The 24,696-nt window shown below is 39.3% G+C and carries 13 protein-coding genes, 1 tRNA gene, 3 rRNA genes and 3 pseudogenes; 8 read left to right on the top strand and 12 right to left on the bottom strand.

Annotation, left to right across the window (positions count from 1 at the left end; genetic code table 11):
* The first annotated feature begins 170 nt into the window (after positions 1-170).
* From ACPT9C_RS04370 to ACPT9C_RS04350, 5 genes and pseudogenes are all read left to right on the top strand, one after another.
* Positions 171-1,716 (top strand): annotated as a pseudogene (locus ACPT9C_RS04370) (type I restriction-modification system subunit M).
* A gap of 2 nt (positions 1,717-1,718) precedes the next feature.
* The gene (locus tag ACPT9C_RS04365; protein WP_050949288.1) at positions 1,719-2,147 is read left to right on the top strand and encodes a virulence RhuM family protein; all 429 of its coding nucleotides are present in this window, start codon (positions 1,719-1,721) and stop codon (positions 2,145-2,147) included.
* A gap of 141 nt (positions 2,148-2,288) precedes the next feature.
* Complete coding sequence (locus ACPT9C_RS04360) at positions 2,289-3,512, top strand: restriction endonuclease subunit S (RefSeq protein WP_050949287.1); 1,224 nt, start codon at positions 2,289-2,291, stop codon at positions 3,510-3,512.
* Positions 3,513-3,593: 81 nt separating this feature from the next.
* Positions 3,594-3,830, top strand: a pseudogene (locus tag ACPT9C_RS04355) (hydroxyacid dehydrogenase); the annotation flags it as partial.
* A 66-nt stretch (positions 3,831-3,896) separates the two neighbouring features.
* A pseudogene (locus tag ACPT9C_RS04350) lies at positions 3,897-6,972 on the top strand (type I restriction endonuclease subunit R).
* A gap of 153 nt (positions 6,973-7,125) precedes the next feature.
* Here the strand turns inward: ACPT9C_RS04350 and ACPT9C_RS04345 are convergent.
* The 8 genes from ACPT9C_RS04345 to gmhB all read right to left on the bottom strand — a co-directional run bounded on the left by ACPT9C_RS04345 (position 7,126) and on the right by gmhB (position 16,790).
* Complete coding sequence (locus tag ACPT9C_RS04345) at positions 7,126-7,755, bottom strand: YkgB family protein (protein WP_005688110.1); 630 nt, start codon at positions 7,753-7,755, stop codon at positions 7,126-7,128.
* Between the two features lie 213 nt (positions 7,756-7,968).
* Positions 7,969-9,765, bottom strand: coding sequence for an ATP-binding protein (locus ACPT9C_RS04340; RefSeq protein WP_050949285.1), 1,797 nt, complete (start codon positions 9,763-9,765; stop codon positions 7,969-7,971).
* 114 nt (positions 9,766-9,879) lie between these two features.
* The gene (locus tag ACPT9C_RS04335) at positions 9,880-10,467 is read right to left on the bottom strand and encodes a uracil-DNA glycosylase family protein (protein ID WP_050949284.1); all 588 of its coding nucleotides are present in this window, start codon (positions 10,465-10,467) and stop codon (positions 9,880-9,882) included.
* 249 nt (positions 10,468-10,716) lie between these two features.
* Positions 10,717-10,832, bottom strand: a 5S ribosomal RNA gene (rrf, locus tag ACPT9C_RS04330).
* Between the two features lie 152 nt (positions 10,833-10,984).
* Positions 10,985-13,882 (bottom strand): 23S ribosomal RNA (locus ACPT9C_RS04325).
* Positions 13,883-14,151: 269 nt separating this feature from the next.
* A tRNA-Glu gene (locus tag ACPT9C_RS04320) sits at positions 14,152-14,227 on the bottom strand.
* A gap of 131 nt (positions 14,228-14,358) precedes the next feature.
* Positions 14,359-15,897: ribosomal RNA gene (locus ACPT9C_RS04315) — 16S ribosomal RNA — on the bottom strand.
* Together the 16S, 23S and 5S rRNA genes with 1 tRNA gene alongside form the textbook arrangement of a ribosomal RNA operon.
* A 338-nt stretch (positions 15,898-16,235) precedes the next feature.
* On the bottom strand, positions 16,236-16,790 hold the full coding sequence (gmhB, locus tag ACPT9C_RS04310) for a D-glycero-beta-D-manno-heptose 1,7-bisphosphate 7-phosphatase (protein ID WP_112082230.1): 555 nt from the start codon (positions 16,788-16,790) through the stop codon (positions 16,236-16,238).
* A 174-nt stretch (positions 16,791-16,964) separates the two neighbouring features.
* Between gmhB and metN the strand changes: the two genes are divergently transcribed.
* Genes metN through ACPT9C_RS04295 form a run of 3 tightly spaced genes read left to right on the top strand, consistent with a single transcriptional unit; the run spans position 16,965 to position 19,541 of the window.
* Positions 16,965-18,002 carry a methionine ABC transporter ATP-binding protein MetN gene (gene metN, locus ACPT9C_RS04305; RefSeq protein WP_423717103.1) on the top strand — a complete coding sequence of 346 codons (1,038 nt, stop codon included), beginning with the start codon at positions 16,965-16,967 and terminating at the stop codon, positions 18,000-18,002.
* Positions 17,992-18,681 (top strand): methionine ABC transporter permease, encoded by a 690-nt coding sequence (locus ACPT9C_RS04300; protein WP_015701772.1) that lies wholly within the window; start codon positions 17,992-17,994, stop codon positions 18,679-18,681. Before metN ends, ACPT9C_RS04300 begins: the two co-directional genes overlap by 11 nt.
* 38 nt (positions 18,682-18,719) lie before the next feature.
* Positions 18,720-19,541 (top strand): MetQ/NlpA family lipoprotein, encoded by an 822-nt coding sequence (locus tag ACPT9C_RS04295; RefSeq protein WP_015701771.1) that lies wholly within the window; start codon positions 18,720-18,722, stop codon positions 19,539-19,541.
* Between the two features lie 300 nt (positions 19,542-19,841).
* Here the strand turns inward: ACPT9C_RS04295 and ACPT9C_RS04290 are convergent, their stop codons facing one another.
* The 4 genes from ACPT9C_RS04290 to rapA are packed head-to-tail and all read right to left on the bottom strand — an operon-like array spanning position 19,842 to position 24,678.
* Positions 19,842-20,609: a DeoR/GlpR family transcriptional regulator gene (locus tag ACPT9C_RS04290; protein ID WP_050848924.1), complete on the bottom strand. Its 768-nt coding sequence runs from the start codon at positions 20,607-20,609 to the stop codon at positions 19,842-19,844.
* Positions 20,610-20,639: 30 nt separating this feature from the next.
* Entirely contained in the window at positions 20,640-21,218 is a 579-nt protein-coding gene (locus ACPT9C_RS04285) for a rhomboid family intramembrane serine protease (RefSeq protein ID WP_423717104.1), read from the bottom strand.
* 26 nt (positions 21,219-21,244) lie between these two features.
* Positions 21,245-21,904, bottom strand: a complete 660-nt coding sequence (gene rluA, locus ACPT9C_RS04280) for a bifunctional tRNA pseudouridine(32) synthase/23S rRNA pseudouridine(746) synthase RluA (protein ID WP_423717105.1) — start codon at positions 21,902-21,904, stop codon at positions 21,245-21,247.
* Between the two features lie 2 nt (positions 21,905-21,906).
* A complete protein-coding gene (rapA, locus tag ACPT9C_RS04275) occupies positions 21,907-24,678 on the bottom strand; it encodes an RNA polymerase-associated protein RapA (protein WP_423717106.1) in 2,772 nt (923 codons plus the stop codon).
* Positions 24,679-24,696: the final 18 nt, after the last annotated feature.

Genomic DNA, 24,696 nt, shown 5'->3' with positions numbered 1-24,696 from the left:
ACATAGTAAATTTTAACCGCACTTTATCTAGACAAAACCTGCAAACGAGACATTATTTTTACAAATATCCGCAAGACAAACTCATAGAAATTCACGCAGAATAGACTAATTTCCTGTATAATTTTTCACATATCAATCCAACTCATTACACAAAATATTCTGAGGATTTTATGGCAGCTGCAATTCAACAACGTGCCGAACTTCAACGCCGTATTTGGCAAATTGCTAATGATGTTCGAGGCTCGGTCGATGGCTGGGATTTCAAACAATATGTGCTTGGCACACTTTTCTATCGTTTTATTAGTGAAAACTTTACCAATTATATTGAAGCGGATGATGAAAGCGTGAATTACGCTAAATTGCCTGATGAAATCATTACACCAGACATTAAAACAGATGCCATTAAAACGAAAGGGTATTTTATTTATCCAAGTCAGCTATTCAAAAACGTAGTGGCGACTGCGAACACCAATCCAAACCTTAATACTGAACTTAAACAAATTTTTAGCGATATTGAAAACTCCGCTACTGGCTATCCTTCCGAACAGGACATCAAAGGCTTATTTGCTGATTTTGATACCACCAGCAACCGTCTGGGCAATACCGTTACCGATAAAAAACAGCCGTCTCGCTGCCGTATTAAAAGGCGTTGCCGAGTTAGATTTTGGTGACTTTGAAGATAATCATATTGATTTATTCGGTGATGCTTACGAGTTTTTAATTTCCAACTATGCTGCTAATGCTGGTAAATCAGGTGGCGAGTTCTTTACACCACAATGCGTTTCCAAGCTAATTGCTCGACTGGCTTTATATGGACAAGACAAGGTCAATAAAATTTACGATCCTGCTGCTGGTTCGGGTTCTTTATTGTTGCAAGCGAAAAAACAATTTGATGAACATATCATTGAAGAAGGATTCTTCGGGCAGGAAATTAATCACACCACTTATAACCTTGCCCGTATGAATATGTTTTTGCATAACATCAACTACGACAAGTTGGATATCGCCCTTGGCAACACCTTAATGAATCCGCAATTTGGCGATGATAAACCTTTCGATGCTATCGTTTCCAACCCACCTTACTCCGTGAAATGGATTGGCTCGGATGACCCAACACTGATTAACGATGAACGCTTCGCCCCTGCTGGCGTACTTGCACCAAAATCCAAAGCGGATTTTGCCTTTATTTTACACGCATTAAGCTATCTTTCAGGCAAAGGCAGGGCGGCGATTGTCTCCTTCCCTGGCATTTTTTATCGCGGCGGTGCGGAACAAAAAATTCGTCAATATTTGGTGGATAATAACTATGTGGAAACCGTGATTGCGCTTGCTCCAAATTTATTTTTTGGCACCAGTATCGCAGTGAATATTCTAGTGCTTTCCAAACATAAACCTAATACCCAAACCCAATTTATTGATGCCAGCGGTTTATTTAAATCTGCCACCAATAATAACCTTTTGGAAGAAGAACATATTGAGCAAATCCTAAAACTCTTTGCCGATAAAGAAGATGTACCGCATTTAGCAAAATTAGTTCCCATTGAAGAAATCGCCAAAAATGAATACAACCTTGCAGTGAGTTCGTATGTGGAACAAAAAGATACTCGTGAAGTGATCAATATTGATGAACTCAATGCTCAAATTCGTAAAACTGTTGCCAATATCGACCGCTTGCGTGCCGAGATTGACAAGATTGTGGCAGAGATTGAGGGGTAACAATGGAAATTGTGCTTTATACCACCAGTGAAGGTAATGCTCAGTTTAGATTACAGAAATTTGATGATCAGATTTGGCTATCTCAAATTGAAATGGCTGAGCTATATCAGACCACTAAACAAAATATCAGTAAACATATTAAAGCTATCTTTTCTGAAGGCGAACTTGATGAAAATTCAACCGTCAACTATAAGTTGACAGTTCAAACTGAAGGAAATCGAAACGTTTCTCGCCAATTAGCTTATTATTCGTTACCACTGATTATTGCTGTAGGATACCGAGTTCGATCATCTCGTGGCACACAATTCCGTCAATGGGCAACTGAGCGATTGCAAGAAAATATGGTAAAGGTGTGTTGCAAAGTGCTGGGAAAATCAGTCGGGAACAAGCTGAACAAAAAGCCATTTCAGAATATAGAGCTTATGAGCTAAAAACACTTTCCCCCATTGAACAGGAATATCTAGCTACATTAAAAGCATTAGAAAAAATAAGTCACAGTAGGGCGGATAGCAGTCCGCCGAAAGAATATCAATATTATAACAGCGGATGAAATCCGCCCTACGAGAAACACAATGAAAAATAACCGCACTTTTTTAGAAAAATTATTAGATGGGGCTGAAGTTGAGTGGAAAACACTCGACGAAATATCTTCTATTTATGGTGGGCTAACAGGAAAAAGCAAAGCTGACTTTGAAAATGGAAATGCCCTTTATGTACCTTACAAAAATATCTTCAATAACATTGAAGTTGATTTTAATAATCTTGACACCGTAAATGTGTCTGATGATGAAAAGCAATATACCATAAAATATGGAGATGTCTTATTTACTGGTTCTTCAGAAACTGCTGAAGAAGCGGGGATGTCTTCTGCTGTTACAACAAAAACAGAACAAAAAATCTATCTAAATAGTTTTTCGTTTGGATTAAGATTTAATGATGATATAGAGTTATTGCCTGAATTTTCTAAATTTCTATTTAGAACACTCTCTATTCGCAAAGAGATTGTGAAATCAGCTAGTGGAGTAACCAGATTCAATATTTCTAAAGCAAGATTTAAGAAAATCAAAATCCCCATTCCCCCACTCTCCGTCCAAATCGAAATCGTAAAAATTTTGGATGCATTGACAGCGCTTACCAGCGAGCTTACACTACGCCGGAAGCAGTATGAATACTATCGGGAAAAATTGTTAAGTGAAGAAGAGCTTGAAAAGGTTGGGTTTGAGTGGAAATGTTTAGGGGAAACTTGTAAAAAAGTATCATCTGGAGGGACGCCTTTATCTACGAAGGATGAATACTATAATGGAGACATTCCTTGGTTAAGGACTCAAGAAGTTCAATTTAATGAAATATGGGATACAGAGGTAGCAATAACTCAAGAAGGATTAGATAATTCATCAGCTAAATGGATTCCTGAAAATTGTGTAATAGTTGCTATCTCTGGAGCAACTGCAGGTCGCTCAGCGATTAACAAAATACCTTTAACAACTAATCAACACTGCTGTAATTTACAAATAGCTCCTGAATATGCAAATTATCGATACGTTTTTCATTGGGTCTGTAAAGAGTATGAAAAACTAAAATCCTTAGGACAAGGTGCCCGTGCTGATTTAAATTCAGGAATTATCAAAAACTATCCCATAGCACTACCTCCACTCAGAGAACAACAACGCATCGTTTCAATCCTAGATAAATTTGAAACCCTCACCAACTCCATCACCGAAGGCTTACCTTTAGCGATTGAACAAAGCCAAAAGCGGTATGAGTATTACAGAGAATTGTTATTGAATTTCTCGTAACCCGTAGGGTGGGCTTCAGCCCACCAATTAATCATAGCAAATGGTGGGCTAAAGCCCACCCTACAAATTTAAGAAAAAATAATGAACGACTTAATCATCTACAACACAGACGATGGTAAATCTCACGTTGCTTTATTAGTTGTTGAAAATGAGGCTTGGCTAACCCAAAATCAGCTTGCGGAACTTTTTGACACCTCTATACCAAATATAACCACTTATATAAAAAACATATTACAAAACAAATAGTTAGATTAGTTTTCAGTTATTAATGATTACTTAATAACTGCCCAAGATGGTAAGCAATATCAAGTAAAACATTAATAAAACGGTGGGATAAAGCCTACCCTACAAAAACTAAAAAAGTAAAAGAATTAAGGAACCCTTATGACCCAATACAAAACCATCGCTGAATCCAACCACTTTATCGTTTTAGATCAGTACAAAAAGTTTGTGGAAGAGCCTAATGCTGGTTACCAAACGGAAGGGATCCTTGAGCGTGAGTTTATTCGTGATTTACTGGCACAAGGATATGAGTATTTACAAGGGCTTAATAATCACGGGGAACTGATTAAAAATTTGCGTATTCAATTACAGCGATTAAATAATGTGGTTTTCTCTGATGCGGAATGGCATCGTTTTTTAGAGGAATATTTGGATAAACCCAGTGATAATCTGATCGAGAAAACCCGCAAAATTCACGATGATTATATTTATGATTTTGTGTTCGATAATGGACGCATTCAGAATATCTATTTGCTAGATAAGAAAAATCTTGCCAATAATTCTCTGCAAGTCATCAATCAATTTGAGCAAACTGGTAGCTATGACAATCGTTATGATGTGACAATTTTGGTTAATGGTTTACCCCTTGTGCATATTGAACTGAAAAAACGTGGTGTGGCAATTCGTGAAGCCTTTAATCAAATTCATCGCTACAGCAAAGAAAGTTTCAATAAAGAAAATTCTCTCTTTAAATATATTCAGATTTTTGTCATTTCTAATGGCACGGATACTCGCTATTTTGCCAACACGACCAAGCGCGATAAGAATAGCTATGACTTCACAATGAATTGGGCAACCGCAAAAAATACTCTGATTAAAGATTTAAAGGATTTTACCGCGACTTTCTTGCAAAAGAATACTTTGCTCAATGTGTTGGTAAATTACTGCGTATTTGATGTGAGTGATACGTTGTTAATTATGCGTCCGTATCAAATTGCCGCCACTGAGCGGATTTTATGGAAAATCAAAAGTTCATATCACGCCAAAAATTGGAGCAATAAAGAAAGTGGTGGCTATATTTGGCATACCACAGGTTCAGGTAAAACGCTTACCAGTTTTAAAGCCTCTCGCCTTGCGACTGAACTTGATTTTATTGATAAAGTCTTTTTTGTGGTCGATCGTAAAGATTTAGATTACCAAACGATGAAAGAATATCAGCGTTTTTCGCCTGATAGCGTGAATGGATCGGAAAGTACCGCAGGGCTTAAACGCAATATTGAAAAAGATGATAACAAAATTATCGTAACCACTATTCAGAAATTGAATAATTTAATAAAAAGTGAAGAAAACCTGTCTATTTATCAAAAACAGGTGGTCTTTATTTTCGATGAAGCACATCGCTCCCAATTTGGCGAAGCACAAAAAAATCTAAAACGTAAATTCAAAAAATTCTATCAATTTGGTTTTACAGGCACGCCAATTTTCCCTGAAAATGCCTTAGGTGCGGAAACGACAGCCAGTGTATTCGGTACGGAATTGCATTCTTATGTGATTACCGATGCTATTCGTGATGACAAAGTACTGAAATTCAAGGTCGATTACAACGATGTCCGCCCACAATTTAAAGCCTTAGAAACAGAAAAAGATCCTGAAAAATTGACCGCTACTTGAGCAGAAACAAGCCTTTTTACACCCTGAGCGTATTAAAGAAATCTCGCAATATTTGCTTAACAATTTTAAACAGAAAACCCACCGCTTGAACGCTACAGGTAAAGGCTTTAATGCAATGTTTGCGGTAAGCAGTGTGGAAGTGGCAAAACGTTATTACGAAACTTTACAAAATCTACAGACTGAACAAGAAAAACCGTTAAGAATTGCCACCATTTTCTCTTTTGCGGCAAATGAAGAACAAGATGCGATTGGCGATATTCCAGATGAGACCTTTGAACCCACTGCTCTAAACAGCACAGCAAAAGAATTTTTAACGAAAGCCATTGATGATTACAATCACTACTTTGGCACGAATTATGGCGTAGATAGTCAATCATTCCAAAATTACTATCGCGATCTTGCCAAACGTGTGAAAAATCAGGAAGTGGATTTACTGATTGTGGTCGGAATGTTCTTAACAGGCTTTGATGCCCCTACGTTGAATACGCTTTTCGTGGACAAAAACTTGCGTTATCACGGATTAATGCAGGCTTTTTCTCGCACCAACCGCATTTATGACACAACTAAAACCTTTGGGAATATCGTCACTTTCCGCAATTTGGAACAAAATACCATTGATGCAATCACACTATTTGGCGATAAAAACACGAAAAATGTCGTACTAGAGAAAAGCTATGACAGCTATTTTAACGGTGATGACAATCAACGTGGTTATTTGGAGGTTGTTCAAGAGCTGCAAAATCGCTTTCCTAATCCAACAGAAATCGAAACAGAGCAAGATAAAAAAGAGTTTGTAAAATTATTTGGCGAATATTTACGTATTGAAAATATTTTGCAAAATTACGATGAATTTGCAGCCTTACAAGCGGTCGATTTAAATGATCCGATTGCAATGGAAAAATTCAAGCAAGTACATTATGTGAATGATGAACAAATTGCAGAAATGCTTGAAGTACCCACTTTACCAGTAAGAACAGAGCAAGATTATCGTTCAACTTATAATGATATTCGCGATTGGTTACGCCAAAGAAAAGAGGGGAATGATAAGGATAATTCGCCGATAAATTGGGACGATGTCGTGTTTGAAGTGGATTTATTAAAATCTCAAGAAATCAATTTGGATTACATTCTTGCGTTAATTTTCGAACATCATAAGAAAAACCAAGACAAAGAGGTGTTAATTGATGAAATCCGCCGCACAGTTCGTTCAAGTTTGGGTAACCGTGCGAAAGAAAGCTTGATTGTCGATTTTATCAACCAAACAAATTTAGATGGTATTCCCGATAAAGCAAGCTTGATTGATGCCTTTTTCCTTTTTGCCCAGAACGAGCAACAAAAAGAAGCAGAAGCCCTAATTCAAGAAGAAAATTTGAATGTCGATGCAGCAAAACGCTATATCAGCACTTCATTAAAACGCGAATATGCCAGTGAAAACGGCACGGCACTTAATGAAGTATTACCAAAAATGAGTCCACTTAATCCACAATATCTCACCAAAAAGCAGACGATTTTCCAAAAAATTGCTGCATTTGTAGAGAAATTTAAAGGGGTTGGGGGAAAGATTTAAATTTAATATATCAACAATTAGACACCTTACTAAGGCATAAAGGCATTATAAATTATGAATTAATAATACAAAACATAATGATCAATATTTGACTAGTCGTGATAATAAAAACAGCTCCAATTTATATTTGGAGCTGTTTTTATATCGATAAACTTATTTTTTACGTGCTAAAATTCGATTTGCACACTCTGCAGCAGCTGTTAAGCCACCTGCCATCATAATAATATCTTTAATCACTAAACGACCAACTCCAGATAAATAAGGGAAACCATAGGCTGGCGTTGGTAAATCTCCACCTAGATTAGGCACCCAAGCCTCGGGCGTTGTGATTAAAAATGACAGTGTGACTATTGACATGCCAAATGTCAGTAGACCTCCTGCCAAACCTGCCGTTGCATTCCAAATACCAGCTAAAGTAAGAATACCAACAGTAACAATAATTGCTCCAATAATGTAAGAAGCCGTATAGGTGCCATTTTCTTTATGCCATTCGATGTTTTTTGCAACCATCTTTCCTTCAGGATTTTTGTGTAGTGTATATTCCATCACTAACTCCCCTTTATCATTCGGCACTAAATTTGGCCCCTTTTCATACATATAGCTAAAAAATGGGCTATTTGATACAAAGTGAGCAATTCCATCTGCTTCATATTGACAAACTTTCAAGCCACCGATCCATGCCATTACAATAAAAATAGCAATACGAATAAAATTAATAAATTGACGCTGCATTGGTGCAACAATTCTCGCGACAAATTCAACAAATGCATTAAATACTGGCATATAAATTTCCACATAAAAGTAAATAAAATTGAGAGCCTAATTCTACTCGCTTTAATATTAAAAAGCAAAATCAATTCCCTTTAATAAAAAGTAAATAACAGCGAAATTTGAGAAGTTTTACTAATTAAAATAAAAATTGATTTTTCCCATTTTAAGCCTCTTTATTATCTTTAAATCACATTTAAATAATCTTTATACAGCTACTTTATGATATTAACATTCACAAAATTTAAGCAAATCCTCCACATCTTCCAACCAAAGATTCCCAATTTCATCAATCAATTCAGCGCAATTAAAAATATCAGAATTTTTAGCCGCACTTTCTAAAGTATCCGCTAATTGACGTAAATGATTTAACCCCACCGATGCAGCAGCCCCCTTAATTTTATGGGCGGTATCTTCTGTTTCTTTCATATTATCTTTTGATAATTGAACAAGATAATTTGGCATCATTTGTTTGAATAAAGATAAATTTTCTAAAATTTGGGGTTTTCCAAGCGTTTCTATCAGCACTAAATCAAACTGTTCTGAAAGCTCATTATCATCATTTATTTCTATAATAGATTCACTTTCATCAGCAAAAAATTGCTGCAGACAATGGTATAAATCCTTAATTGAAATGGGTTTGCGTAATACGCCATCCATGCCCATTTCTAAATATTCTTGCTCACTTTGCATGACATTGGCGGTAAAAGCAATCATTGGCGGTAAAAAATCATAAATACCGTTTTCATAGTTCTCTCGCAAATATTGGGCGATTTCAAAACCACTCATATCTGGTAATTTAATATCTAGCAATAAAATGTCGTAAACATTTTTCTCAAATAAAGTGATCGCCTGCTTACCATTTGTCGCAACATCAACATGATGCCCAAGTTTTTCTAAAATAGTTTTCGCAACCATAATATTGAGATCAACATCTTCCACTAAAAGAATGTTCAAGGATGGAATATTTTTCTTAACAGATTCTTTTTCAGAAATTTCCTGAGCATGGAGAGTAAGATGGAAAGTAGCACCTTTTCCTCGCTCGCTTTCAACCGTTAAATCCCCTTCCATTAACTGAGCGAGATTTTTAGAAATAGCCAGCCCAATACCGCTACCCGCACTTTGCTGACGGCTTTCTTTCACTTGATAGTACATTTCAAAAATATGTTTTTGTTCCTCAGGCGAAATTCCCATTCCTGTATCTTTCACAATAAAATGGTAACAATCCTGATTTCTCATGATTTTAAGAATAATATTTCCCTGATCCGTAAACTTCACCGCATTACTAATTAAGTTCCACAAAATTTGGCTCAAGCGAACACGATCAAGATTCAGCCAATTGGGTAGATTTTGTTCAAGCTCTAAAGAAAAAATAAGATTTTTTTGTTTAGCAAGGAAACTGGCGAAATTATAAATATCGTTTAATAAGGCTGGGAAATCTGTTGGCTGGCGATTTAATTCAATTCGGCTCGCATCGATTTTTTCCAAATCAATAATATCGCTAAAAATATAGCCTAAACTAACCGCACTTATGTTGATAGTTTTTAAATAATTACGCTGATGATCGTCTAATTCATCATCAAGTAAAATCTGGCTAAGCCCCACAATCCCATTCAATGGCGTGCGCAATTCATGGCTTATTGTGGCAAGTAAGGTACTTTTATCACGGCTATTTTTTTCTAACTTTTCCAATGCTTGAGATAATTTATTCTGAGCGGCAATCCGCTCGGCGACCTCATTTTCCAAACGATTAACCGAGCTAGAAAGATCAAGACGAGAATGTTCAAGCTTTTCGACCAATAAAGTGAAAAAATAAATAACAAAAGGCGCTGTGAGTAAGCCAAAAGTTACTGAACGAAAAATATCTACCCAAGAAATCTGATGAACAATAAATAGACTAAATAAAATCTGAGTACAAAGGGCTAAAACCGCAAGAATCATCACGCCTAAAAGAGAAAAACGAAGACGTCCAAGACGAATAACCCAATCCACATAACTCTGAGCAAAATATTTGAAATTTTTCATCAAATCTCCTAAAACATTATTATCGTTATAAAAAAAGCCTGTGTATATAGGCTTTATTATATCCATAAAGTAAAAGAGATTGTTATTACTATGTGTGCGTAAGAAATGAAAAACTTAGTCTTTATTAATTATCTGTTTGACTAAAATTTGTAATTCAGGAATAACTTGTTCCTCAAACCAAGGATTCTTTGTGATCCAAAGCTGATTGCGAGGGGAAGGATGCACAAGAGGCATAAAGTGCGGTAAGAATTGACGATAATTTTTCACTGTATCAGCTACGTTATCTTTGTTTTCAAGCAAATAATTCTTCTGAGCATATTGTCCGATAAGAAGAGTTAGCTGAATATTAGGTAGATGCTCTAAAATCATTGGATGCCATTTTTCTGCGAAACCTTGACGAGGTGGTAAGTCACCAGATTTTCCTTTTCCAGGATAATAGAAATCCATAGGAAGAACCGCAAACATCCCAGAATTATAAAAATAATCGTAATCCACACCTAGCCAATCACGTAGACGATCACCACTTTTATCATTCCAATACAAACGAGATTGCTCAGCTTTTAACCCCGGAGCTTGACCTACAATATTAATTCGAGCTGTTTTAGGCGCTGAAAATAAAGGGAAAATACCACGAGCTGTAAAATCCTTATTTTGAGGATCAGCGATAATACTTGAAGTTATTTTGTCTAAATTTTTAAGCATAATGAAGGAGATTAGAAATGAATATATAAAGTCTATTTAAAAAATATGAAAAATCAAAATAATAAATAGATACATTTATTAAAACTATATTGTGTGCAATACAGAAACTAAAAACTTAGTCTCTGAATAAAGATTATTATTTTTACTTTCCCCTTTATGAAGATGGATATACTAAATTAAAGAGGCAAAAACCCCAGCCTTTCGACCGGGGTTCTTCTTTTTTTATGTGATTTAGATTTGTATTTGATAACCCGGCGGTGCCCTACTCTCACATGGGGAAACCCCACACTACCATCGGCATTACAGCGTTTCACTTCTGAGTTCGGTATGGTCTCAGGTGGTTCCACCGCACTATCGCCGCCGGGATAATTCTTTGATAACTTCTCTCTTTGTTTCTTCTCTTTTACGACTTCACTTTTTTCGTCTCTCTTCTTATCGGCAACAAGCTGAATAGTTAGTTTAGTTTAGTTAATTTCTCTTCTCTTTCGCTCTTTTCCCAAAAACACTTGAGCGTTGTATAGTTAAGCCTCTCGGGCAATTAGTATCTGTTAGCTCAATGACTCACATCACTTACACACCAGACCTATCTACGTCTTCGTCTTAAACAACCCTTACTGTCTTAAAGACAGGGAGAACTCATCTCTTGGCAAGTTTCGTGCTTAGATGCTTTCAGCACTTATCTCTTCCGCACTTAGCTACCCGGCAATGCGTCTGGCGACACAACCGGAACACCAGTGGTGCGTCCACTCCGGTCCTCTCGTACTAGGAGCAGCCCCAACCAATTCTCCTACGCCCACGGCAGATAGGGACCGAACTGTCTCACGACGTTCTAAACCCAGCTCGCGTACCACTTTAAATGGCGAACAGCCATACCCTTGGGACCTACTTCAGCCCCAGGATGTGATGAGCCGACATCGAGGTGCCAAACACCGCCGTCGATATGAACTCTTGGGCGGTATCAGCCTGTTATCCCCGGAGTACCTTTTATCCGTTGAGCGATGGCCCTTCCATTCAGAACCACCGGATCACTATGACCTACTTTCGTACCTGCTCGACTTGTCTGTCTCGCAGTTAAGCTTGCTTATACCATTGCACTAACCTCACGATGTCCGACCGTGATTAGCAAACCTTCGTGCTCCTCCGTTACGCTTTGGGAGGAGACCGCCCCAGTCAAACTACCCACCAGACACTGTCCGAGACCACGTTCCGCAATCTTCGTTAGAACATCAAACGTTAAAGGGTGGTATTTCAAGGATGACTCCATAATCACTGGCGTGACTACTTCTAAGTCTCCCACCTATCCTACACATCAAAATTCAATGTTCAGTGTCAAGCTATAGTAAAGGTTCACGGGGTCTTTCCGTCTAGCCGCGGGTACACCGCATCTTCACGGCGATTTCAATTTCACTGAGTCTCGGGTGGAGACAGCCTGGCCATCATTATGCCATTCGTGCAGGTCGGAACTTACCCGACAAGGAATTTCGCTACCTTAGGACCGTTATAGTTACGGCCGCCGTTTACTGGGGCTTCGATCAGGTGCTTCTCTTTCGATTACACCATCAATTAACCTTCCAGCACCGGGCAGGCATCACACCCTATACCTCCACTTTCGTGTTTGCAGAGTGCTGTGTTTTTAATAAACAGTTGCAGCCAGCTGGTATCTTCGACCGGTTCAACCTTCGAGAGTAAATCTCTACAATCTACGCCGGCGCACCTTCTCCCGAAGTTACGGTGCTATTTTGCCTAGTTCCTTCACCCGAGTTCTCTCAAGCGCCTGAGTATTCTCTACCTGACCACCTGTGTCGGTTTTCAGTACGGTTTAGTAAAGCCTGTCGCTTAGTGGCTTTTCCTGGAAGTGTGGTATCAGTTACTTCAGCTCCTTAGAGCCTCGTCATCATCTCTCAGTGTTTAATAGAAGTCCGGATTTGCCTAAACTTCCCACCTACCAACTTAAACGCACATATCCAACAGTGCGATAACCTAACCTACTCCGTCCCCACATCGCAGCTTTACCAAGTACAGGAATATTAACCTGTTTCCCATCGACTACGCTTTTCAGCCTCGCCTTAGGGGCCGACTCACCCTGCCCCGATTAACGTTGGACAGGAACCCTTGGTCTTCCGGCGAACGGGTTTTTCACCCGTTTTATCGTTACTTATGTCAGCATTCGCACTTCTGATACGTCCAGCTAACCTCTCGATTAACCTTCATCCGCTTACAGAACGCTCCCCTACCCAACAGACTTTCGTCTGATGCCGCAGCTTCGGTGCTATATTTCAGCCCCGTTACATCTTCCGCGCAGGCCGACTCGACTAGTGAGCTATTACGCTTTCTTTAAATGATGGCTGCTTCTAAGCCAACATCCTAGCTGTCTAAGCCTTCCCACTTCGTTTCCCACTTAATATAGACTTGGGGACCTTAGCTGGCGGTCTGGGTTGTTTCCCTCTCCACGACGGACGTTAGCACCCGCCGTGTGTCTCCTGAGTATCACTCTTTGGTATTCGTAGTTTGCATCGGGTTGGTAATCCGGGATGGACCCCTAGCCGAAACAGTGCTCTACCCCCAAAGGTGTCACCTCAAGGCTCTACCTAAATAGATTTCGGGGAGAACCAGCTATCTCCCGGTTTGATTGGCCTTTCACCCCCAGCCACAAGTCATCCGCTAATTTTTCAACATTAGTCGGTTCGGTCCTCCAGTTAGTGTTACCCAACCTTCAACCTGCCCATGGCTAGATCACCGGGTTTCGGGTCTATACCTTGCAACTATTCGCCCAGTTAAGACTCGGTTTCCCTTCGGCTCCCCTATTCGGTTAACCTCGCTACAAAATATAAGTCGCTGACCCATTATACAAAAGGTACGCAGTCACCCTTTCAGGCTCCCACTGCTTGTACGTACAAGGTTTCAGGTTCTATTTCACTCCCCTCACCGGGGTTCTTTTCGCCTTTCCTTCACAGTACTGGTTCACTATCGGTCAATCAGGAGTATTTAGCCTTGGAGGATGGTCCCCCTTCTTCAAACAGGATATCACGTGTCCCGCCCTACTTCTCGTTAGCTTAGTACCACAATATGGTTTTTAGATACGGGATTATCACCCTCTTTGATTGTGTTTCCCAACACATTCTCCTAACTATACTGCTATCACTTACTGGCTCTTTCGCTTTCGCTCGCCGCTACTGACGAAATCTCGGTTGATTTCTTTTCCTCGGGGTACTTAGATGTTTCAGTTCTCCCGGTTTGCCTCAACAAGCTATGAATTCACTTGTTAATAGTAGATTCTTCATCTACTGGGTTTCCCCATTCGGATATCTTGGATTAAACGCCTCTTATCGACTCATCCAAGCTTTTCGCAGATTAGCACGTCCTTCTTCGCCTCTGATTGCCAAGGCATCCACCTTGTACGCTTAGTCACTTAACTATACAACCTCAAATGTTTTCAATCACTTTAAGTTTTCACTTCAAAGTGCGGTCAATTTGATGCGTATCTTCATTCAACTAAACACTTGATTGCTTTTGTTCAATCAAGATTTTATGCAAAACAGGTTTTGTTTTTAGAGTTTCCTTTTCAGTTCTCTCTTTCACTTTCCTATCTTGCCTACTCAGACTTTCTCTCGAAAATCTCTTGTTTTCAGCTTGTTTCCAATTTTTTAAAGAACAACAAGATAATCTAACAAAGTTATCTTTAATTGGCGTCCCCACGGGGATTCGAACCCCGGTTACCGCCGTGAAAGGGCGATGTCCTAGGCCTCTAGACGATGGGGACATCAATTAAAGATACTCTATCTTCTTTTTATCTTTTAACGTTTATTTTTCAACGTTGCTTTCGCTTCGTTTTTAATCTTGTCTACAACTATCAGCCAATCTGTGTGAGCACTCGCTGTCTCTCGTCTTTGGTAAGGAGGTGATCCAACCGCAGGTTCCCCTACGGTTACCTTGTTACGACTTCACCCCAGTCATGAATCATACCGTGGTAAACGCCCTCCTAAAGGTTAAGCTATCTACTTCTGGTACAACCCACTCCCATGGTGTGACGGGCGGTGTGTACAAGGCCCGGGAACGTATTCACCGCGACATTCTGATTCGCGATTACTAGCGATTCCGACTTCATGGAGTCGAGTTGCAGACTCCAATCCGGACTTAGACGTACTTTATGAGATTCGCTCCACCTCGCAGCTTCGCTTCCCTCTGTATACGCCATTGTAGCACGTGTGTAGCCCTACTCGTAAGGGCCATGATGACTTGACGTCATCCCCACCTTCCTCCAGTTTATCACTGGCAGTCTCCTTTGAGTTCCCGACCGTATCGCTGGCAACAAAGGATAAGGGTTGCGCTCGTTGCGGGACTTAACCCAACATTTCACAACACGAGCTGACGACAGCCATGCAGCACCTGTCTCAACGTTCCCGAAGGCACTCCAATATCTCTATCGGATTCGTTGGATGTCAAGAGTAGGTAAGGTTCTTCGCGTTGCATCGAATTAAACCACATGCTCCACCGCTTGTGCGGGCCCCCGTCAATTCATTTGAGTTTTAACCTTGCGGCCGTACTCCCCAGGCGGTCGATTTATCACGTTAGCTACGGGCGCCAGAGTTAAACCCCAACCCCCAAATCGACAGCGTTTACAGCGTGGACTACCAGGGTATCTAATCCTGTTTGCTCCCCACGCTTTCGCACATGAGCGTCAGTACATTCCCAAGGGGCTGCCTTCGCCTTCGGTATTCCTCCACATCTCTACGCATTTCACCGCTACACGTGGAATTCTACCCCTCCCTAAAGTACTCTAGTTACCCAGTCTGAAATGCTATTCCCAGGTTAAGCCCGGGGCTTTCACACCTCACTTAAATAACCGCCTGCGTGCCCTTTACGCCCAGTTATTCCGATTAACGCTCGCACCCTCCGTATTACCGCGGCTGCTGGCACGGAGTTAGCCGGTGCTTCTTCTGTATTTAACGTCAATTTGATGTACTATTAACACATCAACCTTCCTCAATACCGAAAGAACTTTACAACCCGAAGGCCTTCTTCATTCACGCGGCATGGCTGCGTCAGGGTTCCCCCATTGCGCAATATTCCCCACTGCTGCCTCCCGTAGGAGTCTGGACCGTGTCTCAGTTCCAGTGTGGCTGGTCATCCTCTCAGACCAGCTAGAGATCGCAGGCTTGGTAGGCCTTTACCCCACCAACTACCTAATCCCACTTGGGCTCATCCTATGGCATGCGGCTTTACAGTCCCGCACTTTCATCTTCCGACACTACGCGGTATTAGCGACAGTTTCCCGTCGTTATCCCCCTCCATAAGCCAGATTCCCAAGCATTACTCACCCGTCCGCCACTCGTCAGCAAGAAAGCAAGCTTTCTCCTGCTACCGTTCGACTTGCATGTGTTAAGCCTGCCGCCAGCGTTCAATCTGAGCCATGATCAAACTCTTCAATTCAAGTTCAATCGCTCAATAAACTACTTAGCTATAAATAAACACTACTTAAAAAAGTAATGATGAATTTTCAGTTAAGCACCTATTAAGACTTCAAAATTAAAAAATATTTTTAAAACAAGTCAACCAACAAGTGCCCACACAGATTGTCTGATATATTGTTAAAGAGCAAAAAAGAACGACGCACGTGGAAACTTAAAAACTTCACAACAGTGCGTCGTTGTGTGCGGTGCATTATAGGGATTTTCAAATCCCTTGCAAGTACTTTTTGTAAAAATATTTAAAAAAATGATCTTTTGATTAAAGTACAAGCGATTAGAGCAAAATATAGATCTTTTTGGCTATTTTTTTAAGCGTTTTAAAATTCTCGGAAGATCTACGATAGAATCTAATACATAATCCGCTATTCTTTCACTTTCCCCCATGACTGGTTTACCTGTACGAACTAATACGTTCATTTTCACTTTCGCGCCAATTCCCGCTTTTAAATCTTCAACTTTATCTCCAACCATAATAGATTGCGTAGGATCAATCTTTAATTCTTTGATCGCTTGCAATAGCATTCCCGATTTAGGCTTCCGACAATCACAATCTTCTTTATATTCGCCCTTTCCCTCAGGATGATGTGGACAATAGTAAATACCATCCAAATCCACATCTTGTTCAGCTAACGACCAATCCATCCATTCTGTCAGCTGTAAAAACTGATCTTCAGAAAAATAACCACGTGCAATGCCCGACTGGTTGGTCACTAATACCAACATATATCCCAGTTTCTTTAATTCTCGCAATGCATCAATCGCACCCTCAATAAATTTAAAGTTATCAATTTCGTGTACATAACCATAATCAATATTTAACGTGCCATCGCGATCTAAAAAAATAGCCTTATTCATTCTCTTACCTTTTATATATATTAAATTAAGGAAAATTATCTATTTAATCCAAACTATTAGCAAATATAAGTCATAACTAATCTGTCTAAAAAAGATAATCTGACATATTGACATAGCAATCTAGACATCTAGAATACCAAAACAGATTTAAAAACAATAAATAAAAGGGCTTATATGATTAAGCTAAATAATATTACGAAAATTTTTGAGCTACCGAACAAAAAATTGACTGTGCTTGATAATGTTTCGTTGAATATCGAAAAAGGTCAAATCTGTGGCGTAATTGGTGCATCTGGTGCAGGAAAAAGTACATTAATTCGCTGTGTGAACTTATTAGAAAAACCAACAAGCGGTTCTGTTATTGTTGATGGCGTAGAATTAACAGAACTTTCTGATCGAGAATTAGTACGCGCTCGTCGTCAAATTGGAATGATTTTTCAGCATTTCAATTTACTAAGTTCTCGCACCGTATTTGAAAACGTGGCATTACCCTTAGAATTGGAAAGTATGCCAAAAGCAAAAATCCAAGAAAAAATTACCGCACTTTTAGCACTTGTTGGTTTAAGTGAAAAACGAGATGCTTACCCAAGCAATCTTTCGGGTGGGCAAAAACAACGTGTAGCTATTGCTCGCGCCTTAGCCAGCGATCCTAAAGTCTTATTATGTGATGAAGCCACTAGCGCATTAGATCCTGCAACGACGCAATCTATTCTGAAATTATTAAAAGAAATTAACCGCACTTTAGGTATTACAATTTTGTTGATTACCCATGAAATGGAAGTTGTTAAACAGATTTGTGATCAAGTTGCTGTCATTGATCAAGGTCGCCTCGTTGAACAAGGTACTGTCGGTGAAATTTTTGCAAACCCTAAAACAGAATTAGCACAAGAGTTTATTCGTTCGACCTTCCACATCAGTCTACCTGATGAATATCTGGAAAATCTTACTGATACGCCGAAACATAGCAAAGCGTATCCAATTATCAAATTTGAGTTTACGGGTCGCTCAGTCGATGCGCCGTTACTTTCTCAGGCATCAAAAAAATTTGGCGTGGAGCTCAGTATTTTAACCTCGCAAATTGATTATGCTGGGGGCGTGAAATTTGGTTATACCATTGCTGAAGTAGCAGGCGATGAAGATGCTATTACACAAACCAAAGTTTATTTAATGGAAAACAACGTGCGCGTGGAGGTGCTTGGTTATGTTCAATGATTTCTTGGCAACATTCAGCCAGCAATTAACACCTCAAATGTGGGGTGTTGTCGCAACCGCAACTTATGAAACTGTTTATATTAGTTTTGCATCAACCCTACTTGCCGTACTAGTTGGCGTGCCTGTGGGTGTATGGACTTTCTTAACTGGAAAAAATGAAATCTTACAAAATAACCGCACCCATTTTGTATTAAACACGATTATTAATATTGGGCGTTCCATACCATTTATTATTTTGCTCTTAATCTTATTACCTGTAACACGTTTCATCGTGGGAACCGTATTAGGTACAACAGCAGCAATTATTCCATTAAGTATTTGTGCAATGCCATTCGTGGCTCGCTTAACTGCTAATGCATTAATGGAAATTCCAAATGGTTTAACCGAAGCTGCTCAAGCAATGGGCGCTACTAAATGGCAAATTATACGTAAATTCTATTTGCCAGAAGCACTACCGACACTCATTAATGGTATCACGCTTACGCTAGTCACTTTAGTTGGTTACTCTGCAATGGCGGGGACGCAAGGCGGCGGTGGCTTAGGTAGCCTCGCTATCAACTACGGCGTATATCGCAATATGCCTTATGTCACTTGGGTGGCAACCATTATTATTGTGCTATTCGTTATGATTAGCCAAAAACTCGGCGATACACTGGCTAAAAAAGTGGATCATCGTTAATAAAATACAACCCTTAACTTAAACAGGAAGGAAATCCTATGAAATTAAAACAACTTTTTGCAATCACTGCAATCGCATCAGCTCTCGTTTTAACAGGCTGTAAAGAAGACAAAAAACCTGAAGCTGCAGCAGCACCGCTTAAAATCAAAGTAGGCGTGATGTCTGGCCCTGAGCACCAAGTTGCAGAAATTGCAGCAAAAGTCGCTAAAGAAAAATATGGTTTAGACGTTCAATTCGTTGAATTTAATGACTACGCATTACCAAATGAAGCTGTATCTAAAGGTGATTTAGATGCAAACGCAATGCAACATAAACCTTATTTAGATGAAGATGCAAAAGCGAAAAATTTAAATAACTTAGTCATCGTGGGTAATACTTTCGTTTATCCATTAGCGGGTTATTCTAAAAAAATCAAAAATGTGAATGAATTACAAGACGGTGCTAAAGTTGTTGTTCCTAACGATCCAACAAACCGTGGTCGTGCATTAATTCTTCTTGAAAAACAAGGTTTAATCAAATTAAAAGATGCAAATAACCTTCTTTCAACTGTATTAGATATTGTTGAAAATCCGAAAAAATTAAACATCACTGAAGTAGATACTTCTGTTGCGGCACGTGCATTAGACGATGTTGATTTAGCTGTAGTAAACAACACTTATGCGGGTCAAGTGGGCTTAAATGCACAAGATAACGGTGTATTTGTAGAAGATAAAGATTCTCCATATGTGAACATTATCGTTTCTCGTACCGATAACAAAGACAGCAAAGCTGTTCAAGATTTCGTAAAATCTTACCAAACAGAAGAAGTTTACCAAGAAGCTCAAAAACACTTTAAAGATGGTGTTGTAAAAGGTTGGTAATTTCTACCGCACTTTAATTCATTACTAAATCCCTTGCTCTGCAAGGGATTTTCTTATCTAAGCTCAGAATGTTTTAAAGAATATTGATAGCTAAAACTAATTAGATAATACAGAAATATGAAATTTCTTTAATTGATAAAAAAATAAAATACTTTTACGCTTGGAAATGTTTAATTATAGAAAAGACAATAATTCAGAGAGAGAATATTTAGATTACTTTTAGATAAATTTCAATTAAATCAAAAATTAAGAGTAATAGCTTCTTTTATCGACAAATTAATAAGAAAATCAAAGATATTTTTACCGCACTTTACCATTACATAACACCAATTTTGTTTTCTGAGCTTTCAGATAATTAGCAATTCCTTCGGGAACATCATCCGTAAACAAATATTCCACATCACTTAATTCGCCCAATCGAACAATTGCTTGGCGCGTAAATTTAGAGCGATCGGTCACTAATAAAGTCTGACGTGAACTTTCAATAATCGCTCGCTTTACTTGTACTTCATGGTAATCATAATCCAATAATGAACCATCAGCATCGATCGCGCTAATCCCTAAAATCCCGAAATCTAGGCGAAATTGAGAAATAAAATTCACCGTAGCTTCGCCGATAATTCCACCATCCATTCGCAATGATCCGCCCGCCATAACAATATCAAAACTTTCATTTTGGCGTAAAAGATGAGCGGCATTCAGATTGTTCGTCACAATTCGGAGTTTTTTGTGACCAAGCAATGCATTGGCGACAGCCTCAGGCGTGGTACCAATATCAATAAACAAAGATGCGCCGTTAGGAATCAACTTTGCGACTTCCTGCGCAATATTATTTTTTTGTAATGAAAAGAATTGCTTACGATCCACGTAATCAGAATTTTCTGCAGAAGATGGCGATGCTGCACCACCGTGATGGCGACGAATTAAATCTAACTCCGCCAAAATATTCAAATCACGGCGAATCGTTTGAGGGCTAACATCTAAGGCAGTAACCAGTTCTTCTGTACTTAAATAGCCAGATTGCTCCACCAGTTTAATAATTTTTTGATGGCGTAACGATTGTTTCATAGCAAATCCTTTAATCCAAATAAAACAGGCTTACTCTAGCGAATTTTTACGTAATTTGCTATCAATAAATCCCCAAATCAAGCCGACAATCAAGCCTGAAATATGCGCAGCATTTCCCATTTCAACACCAAATAAGGGGCTAATAAAACCTAATGCGATCCCCACCAATAACATTGTGAAAAAACCTTCTGGCAGATCAAATAAATGATGATTCAATTTATCGCATATAAATACATACCCTAGAACCGCATACACAACACCAGAAAGCCCAAAGAAAGCGGGGCCAGACACATAATTTTGCACATATCCTGTTATGACAGATGCTACAACATACAACATCAATAATTTGACTGAACCAAAAGTGCGCTCAATCATTCCACCAAAAATAAAAAACCAAGACAGATTAAACAAAATATGCAAATTAGATAAATGTACCAATGTATGTGAAATATAACGCCACACTTCGCTATCTTGCTCTTCGTAAGCGGGGTAGTGCATCAAATACATAATATCGTCTTCAAAACCCAGCTGTTGAGCAAGATAAATAAGCGCACAAAGTGCGGTGAGAATTAGCGTGATTTTTCCTTGTTGAGCTAAAAAGTTTTTCATTCGTGATCTCGTGCTTCTACGGAAATTTAAAAATCTGACTTCGCATTAAAAGTCATTGTTTCCCCTGTAATGGGGTGGGTAATCGTCAATTCTTCTGCGTGCAAGCATAATCTTGGCGACATAGCTTTAGCCTGAGGATGTGAATAAAATTTATCACCTAAAATTGGATGCCCCAAAGCTAACATGTGCAAGCGTAATTGATGAGATCTGCCTGTCACGGGCGTCAGTTTCACACGAGTACTGTTATTGGGCAAACGTGCTAAAACTTCAAATTTTGTGACCGCTCTTTTCCCTAAAATAAAGTCTAAACGTTGGCGAGGTCGATTTTCCCAATCACAAATCATCGGCAAATTTACCTCGCCATAATCTTTCTCCAAATGCCCCCAAACAATCGCTTGATAATATTTTTTCGGTTCACGTTCGCGAAATTGACGTTTTAATTCACGATCAGCAGCCTTACTTAAAGCAAACACAATAATACCGCTCGTTGCCATATCCAAACGATGAGCTGGCTCGCAAAAGCCGAATTTTTCTTTCACTCGGCTCATTGCACTATCGTAATATTGTGGTTGATTACCCGGCACAGAAAGCAAACCGCTAGGTTTGTTCACTACGCACAAATGATTATCTTGATAAATAATATCCAAATAAGGTTCAAGGGGCGGCTTGTATTCAATCAATGCCATTTTTATTCCTTGTTCGTCACAATGATACGCAAGCAATCCAAACGCCAATTTGCTTTAGAAAGCTCATCCAGCGATTGTGTTCGTTGTTGTTCCAAAATATCAATTTCGCTTTGGCGAATATTTTGATTTACCGCTCGCAAAGCCTGCAAACGATTAATTTCTGCGCTTAATTGTTGATCTGCCTGATTTTTAGCTTCGGTAATAATCGGTTCAGCTAAAGATTTTACCAGTTGATCGCCTCGTGTAATCAAGGCTTCAATATTACCCCGCGCCATTTTTACCATTTGATTGGCAATATTTTTACCAAGTGGTTTCAATTTGCTATGCAATGTTTCAAAGGCAACCTGCTCACCAATGTTATTTCCTTTGTTATCAAGCAGCAGACGAATAGGCATTGGCGGCAAGAAACGATTGAGCTGTAATCCTTTTGGCGATTGACTTTCCACTACATAAATCAATTCAATTAATAAGGTTCCAGCTGGCAGTTGTTTATTTACAAGCAATGCCATTGCGGCTTTGCCAATATCCCCCGAAGCAACAAGATCAATACCTTGACGAATCATTGGATGATCCCAAGTCAAGAATTCCATTTCTTCGCGAGCAAGGGCAAGTTCTCGATCAAAGGTAACCGTCACACCTTCTTCTTTTAAACCCGGAAAATCAGGCACAAGCATTGTCCCTGTTGGGCTAATCACAATACTATTTGCACCAAGATCTTCTTGCTCTACGCCAATAATATCAAATAATTTTAAAGCAAAATTCACAAGCTCAGGCGAATTATCTTCATCAGCAATTTGATCCGCTAACGCTTGTGCTTGCTCACCGCCATGAGAATTTAGCTCTAATAAACGATCGCGACCTTTTTCTAACTCAATCTTGAGTTTTTCCCGCGCGGTTTTAGTTTGTTTTAATAATTCAGAAAATTCATTCTCTGAAAGTGCGGTAGAATTTGACCGCACTTTTTCCAATTTATCTGCAAACTGCACAAATAATGCCATTCCCATTGGGCAGGTTTGTTCAAAAGCATTCAGCCCCTCATTGTACCAACGCGTTAAACGAATTTGAGGCGAATCTTTCACACAAGGCACATAAATTTGCACATCACGTTTTTGTCCAATACGATCTAATCTCCCAATACATTGTTCCAATAAATCAGGATTTGTCGGTAAATCAAATAACACTAAATTTGCCGCAAATTGGAAATTACGCCCTTCCGAGCCAATACTCGAGCTCAGCAAAACCTGCGCACCGTTTTCTAAATCCGCAAAATAAGCGGCAGCTCTATCCCGTTCGATAATCGACATTTTTTCGTGGAACACCGCTGCTCGAATCGCCTCACGTTCACGTAAAATTTGTTCTAACTGAATCGCCGTTGCCGCCGTCTGGCAAATCACAAAAATTTTTTCATCGCGATGTAGTTTAAGGAAATCAATCAGCCAATCAATTTTATCATTCTCTTCAGAGAGAGTAATTTGGTGGTAAACACGGTGGGGAAAACCTTTCACGCCTTGACGTGTATTGCGAAATAACATACGCCCCGTGCCGTGACGATCAATTAAGGCTTGAATCAATTCCTGACGGGCACGATGCTGTTCTTCATCATTATTTGATGCAATCGCTTTAAAAAGTGGCTCAACATCTTGTTCAAGCAACAAATCAGAAATATGATTTTTTTCTACCGCACTTAATGCCTTATTTGCCAGCAAAGATTCAATAGCATTAACCACAGGTTGGTAGCGTTCCTGCTCTTTCACAAAAGTTTGATAATCAAAGAAACGTTCTGGATCCAGTAAACGCAAACGAGCAAAATGACTTTCTTGCCCGAGTTGCTCTGGAGTTGCCGTAAGTAATAATACAGAGGGAATGATACGAGCAAGCTGTTCAACTAATAAATAAGCTGCACTTGGCGAGGTTTCTGACCATACCAGATGATGCGCCTCATCCACAATTAAGCAATCAAATTGAGCATCAAGTGCCTGCTCTACTCGGTTTGGATGCGTTTCTAACCAATTTAGAGAACAAATAATTAAGCTTTCAGTCGTGAATGGATTAACAGCATCAAGATCAAAATCATTGCAACGTTCTTCATCAAAAAGTGAAAAATGCAAATTAAAACGACGAAGCATTTCCACCAGCCATTGATGTTGCAACGTTTCTGGCACAATAACAAAAACACGTTGCACTTTCTCAGCAAAAAGTTGATTCTGCAAAATCATTCCTGCTTCAATAGTTTTCCCTAAACCAACCTCATCAGCCAATAACACGCGAGGATTAACTCGATTACCGACTTCAGCTGCAATATGAAGCTGATGAGGAATTAAACCCGCACGCGTTCCGCGTAAACCACGCAATGGCGATTTAAATTGTGCTTGCTGATGACAAAGCGTGCGATAACGCAATGCAAAATGACTGCTGCGATCAATTTGCGCTGAAAACAAACGATCTTTCGCTTGGCTAAAAGAAATAATCGGCGAAATATCACGTTCTTGCACAATGACATCTTCATCTAGTGGGGTTTTAACTAAATAAAACAACAAACCGTTCATATTTTGAACGTCTAAAATCTCGCCTTGCCAGCCAGCTTGATGGGATAATGTTTCGCCTTTGCTAAACACAATTCGACTTAAAGGCGCTTGTGCAGCAGCATATATCCTCGTTTCATCTGCTGCGGGGAAATAAATAGTAACAGTTCGTTGATCTAATTCGGTAATAATACCTAATCCTAAAGCATTCTCACTTTCACTCAACCAACGCTGACCAATAGCAAAGGGCATAATAATTCTCTTTCTGAT

This window comes from Haemophilus sp. HN_Hi16, assembly GCF_049823435.1.
GTDB classification, from domain to species: Bacteria; Pseudomonadota; Gammaproteobacteria; order Enterobacterales; family Pasteurellaceae; genus Haemophilus; species Haemophilus influenzae_D.
This window is presented reverse-complemented; position numbering and strand designations above follow the sequence as displayed.

Excerpts from the sequence above, each read along its gene's own strand:
- ACPT9C_RS04335 (WP_050949284.1), bottom strand. The coding sequence starts at position 10,467 with ATGCTTAAAAATTTAGACAAAATAACTTCAAGTATTATCGCTGATCCT.
- ACPT9C_RS04300 (WP_015701772.1), top strand. The coding sequence starts at position 17,992 with ATGTTCAATGATTTCTTGGCAACATTCAGCCAGCAATTAACACCTCAA.
- rapA (WP_423717106.1), bottom strand. The coding sequence starts at position 24,678 with ATGCCCTTTGCTATTGGTCAGCGTTGGTTGAGTGAAAGTGAGAATGCT.
- ACPT9C_RS04360 (WP_050949287.1), top strand. The coding sequence starts at position 2,289 with ATGAAAAATAACCGCACTTTTTTAGAAAAATTATTAGATGGGGCTGAA.
- ACPT9C_RS04365 (WP_050949288.1), top strand. The coding sequence starts at position 1,719 with ATGGAAATTGTGCTTTATACCACCAGTGAAGGTAATGCTCAGTTTAGA.
- ACPT9C_RS04290 (WP_050848924.1), bottom strand. The coding sequence starts at position 20,609 with ATGAAACAATCGTTACGCCATCAAAAAATTATTAAACTGGTGGAGCAA.
- rluA (WP_423717105.1), bottom strand. The coding sequence starts at position 21,904 with ATGGCATTGATTGAATACAAGCCGCCCCTTGAACCTTATTTGGATATT.
- ACPT9C_RS04340 (WP_050949285.1), bottom strand. The coding sequence starts at position 9,765 with ATGAAAAATTTCAAATATTTTGCTCAGAGTTATGTGGATTGGGTTATT.
- ACPT9C_RS04345 (WP_005688110.1), bottom strand. The coding sequence starts at position 7,755 with ATGCCAGTATTTAATGCATTTGTTGAATTTGTCGCGAGAATTGTTGCA.
- ACPT9C_RS04285 (WP_423717104.1), bottom strand. The coding sequence starts at position 21,218 with ATGAAAAACTTTTTAGCTCAACAAGGAAAAATCACGCTAATTCTCACC.
- metN (WP_423717103.1), top strand. The coding sequence starts at position 16,965 with ATGATTAAGCTAAATAATATTACGAAAATTTTTGAGCTACCGAACAAA.
- ACPT9C_RS04295 (WP_015701771.1), top strand. The coding sequence starts at position 18,720 with ATGAAATTAAAACAACTTTTTGCAATCACTGCAATCGCATCAGCTCTC.
- gmhB (WP_112082230.1), bottom strand. The coding sequence starts at position 16,790 with ATGAATAAGGCTATTTTTTTAGATCGCGATGGCACGTTAAATATTGAT.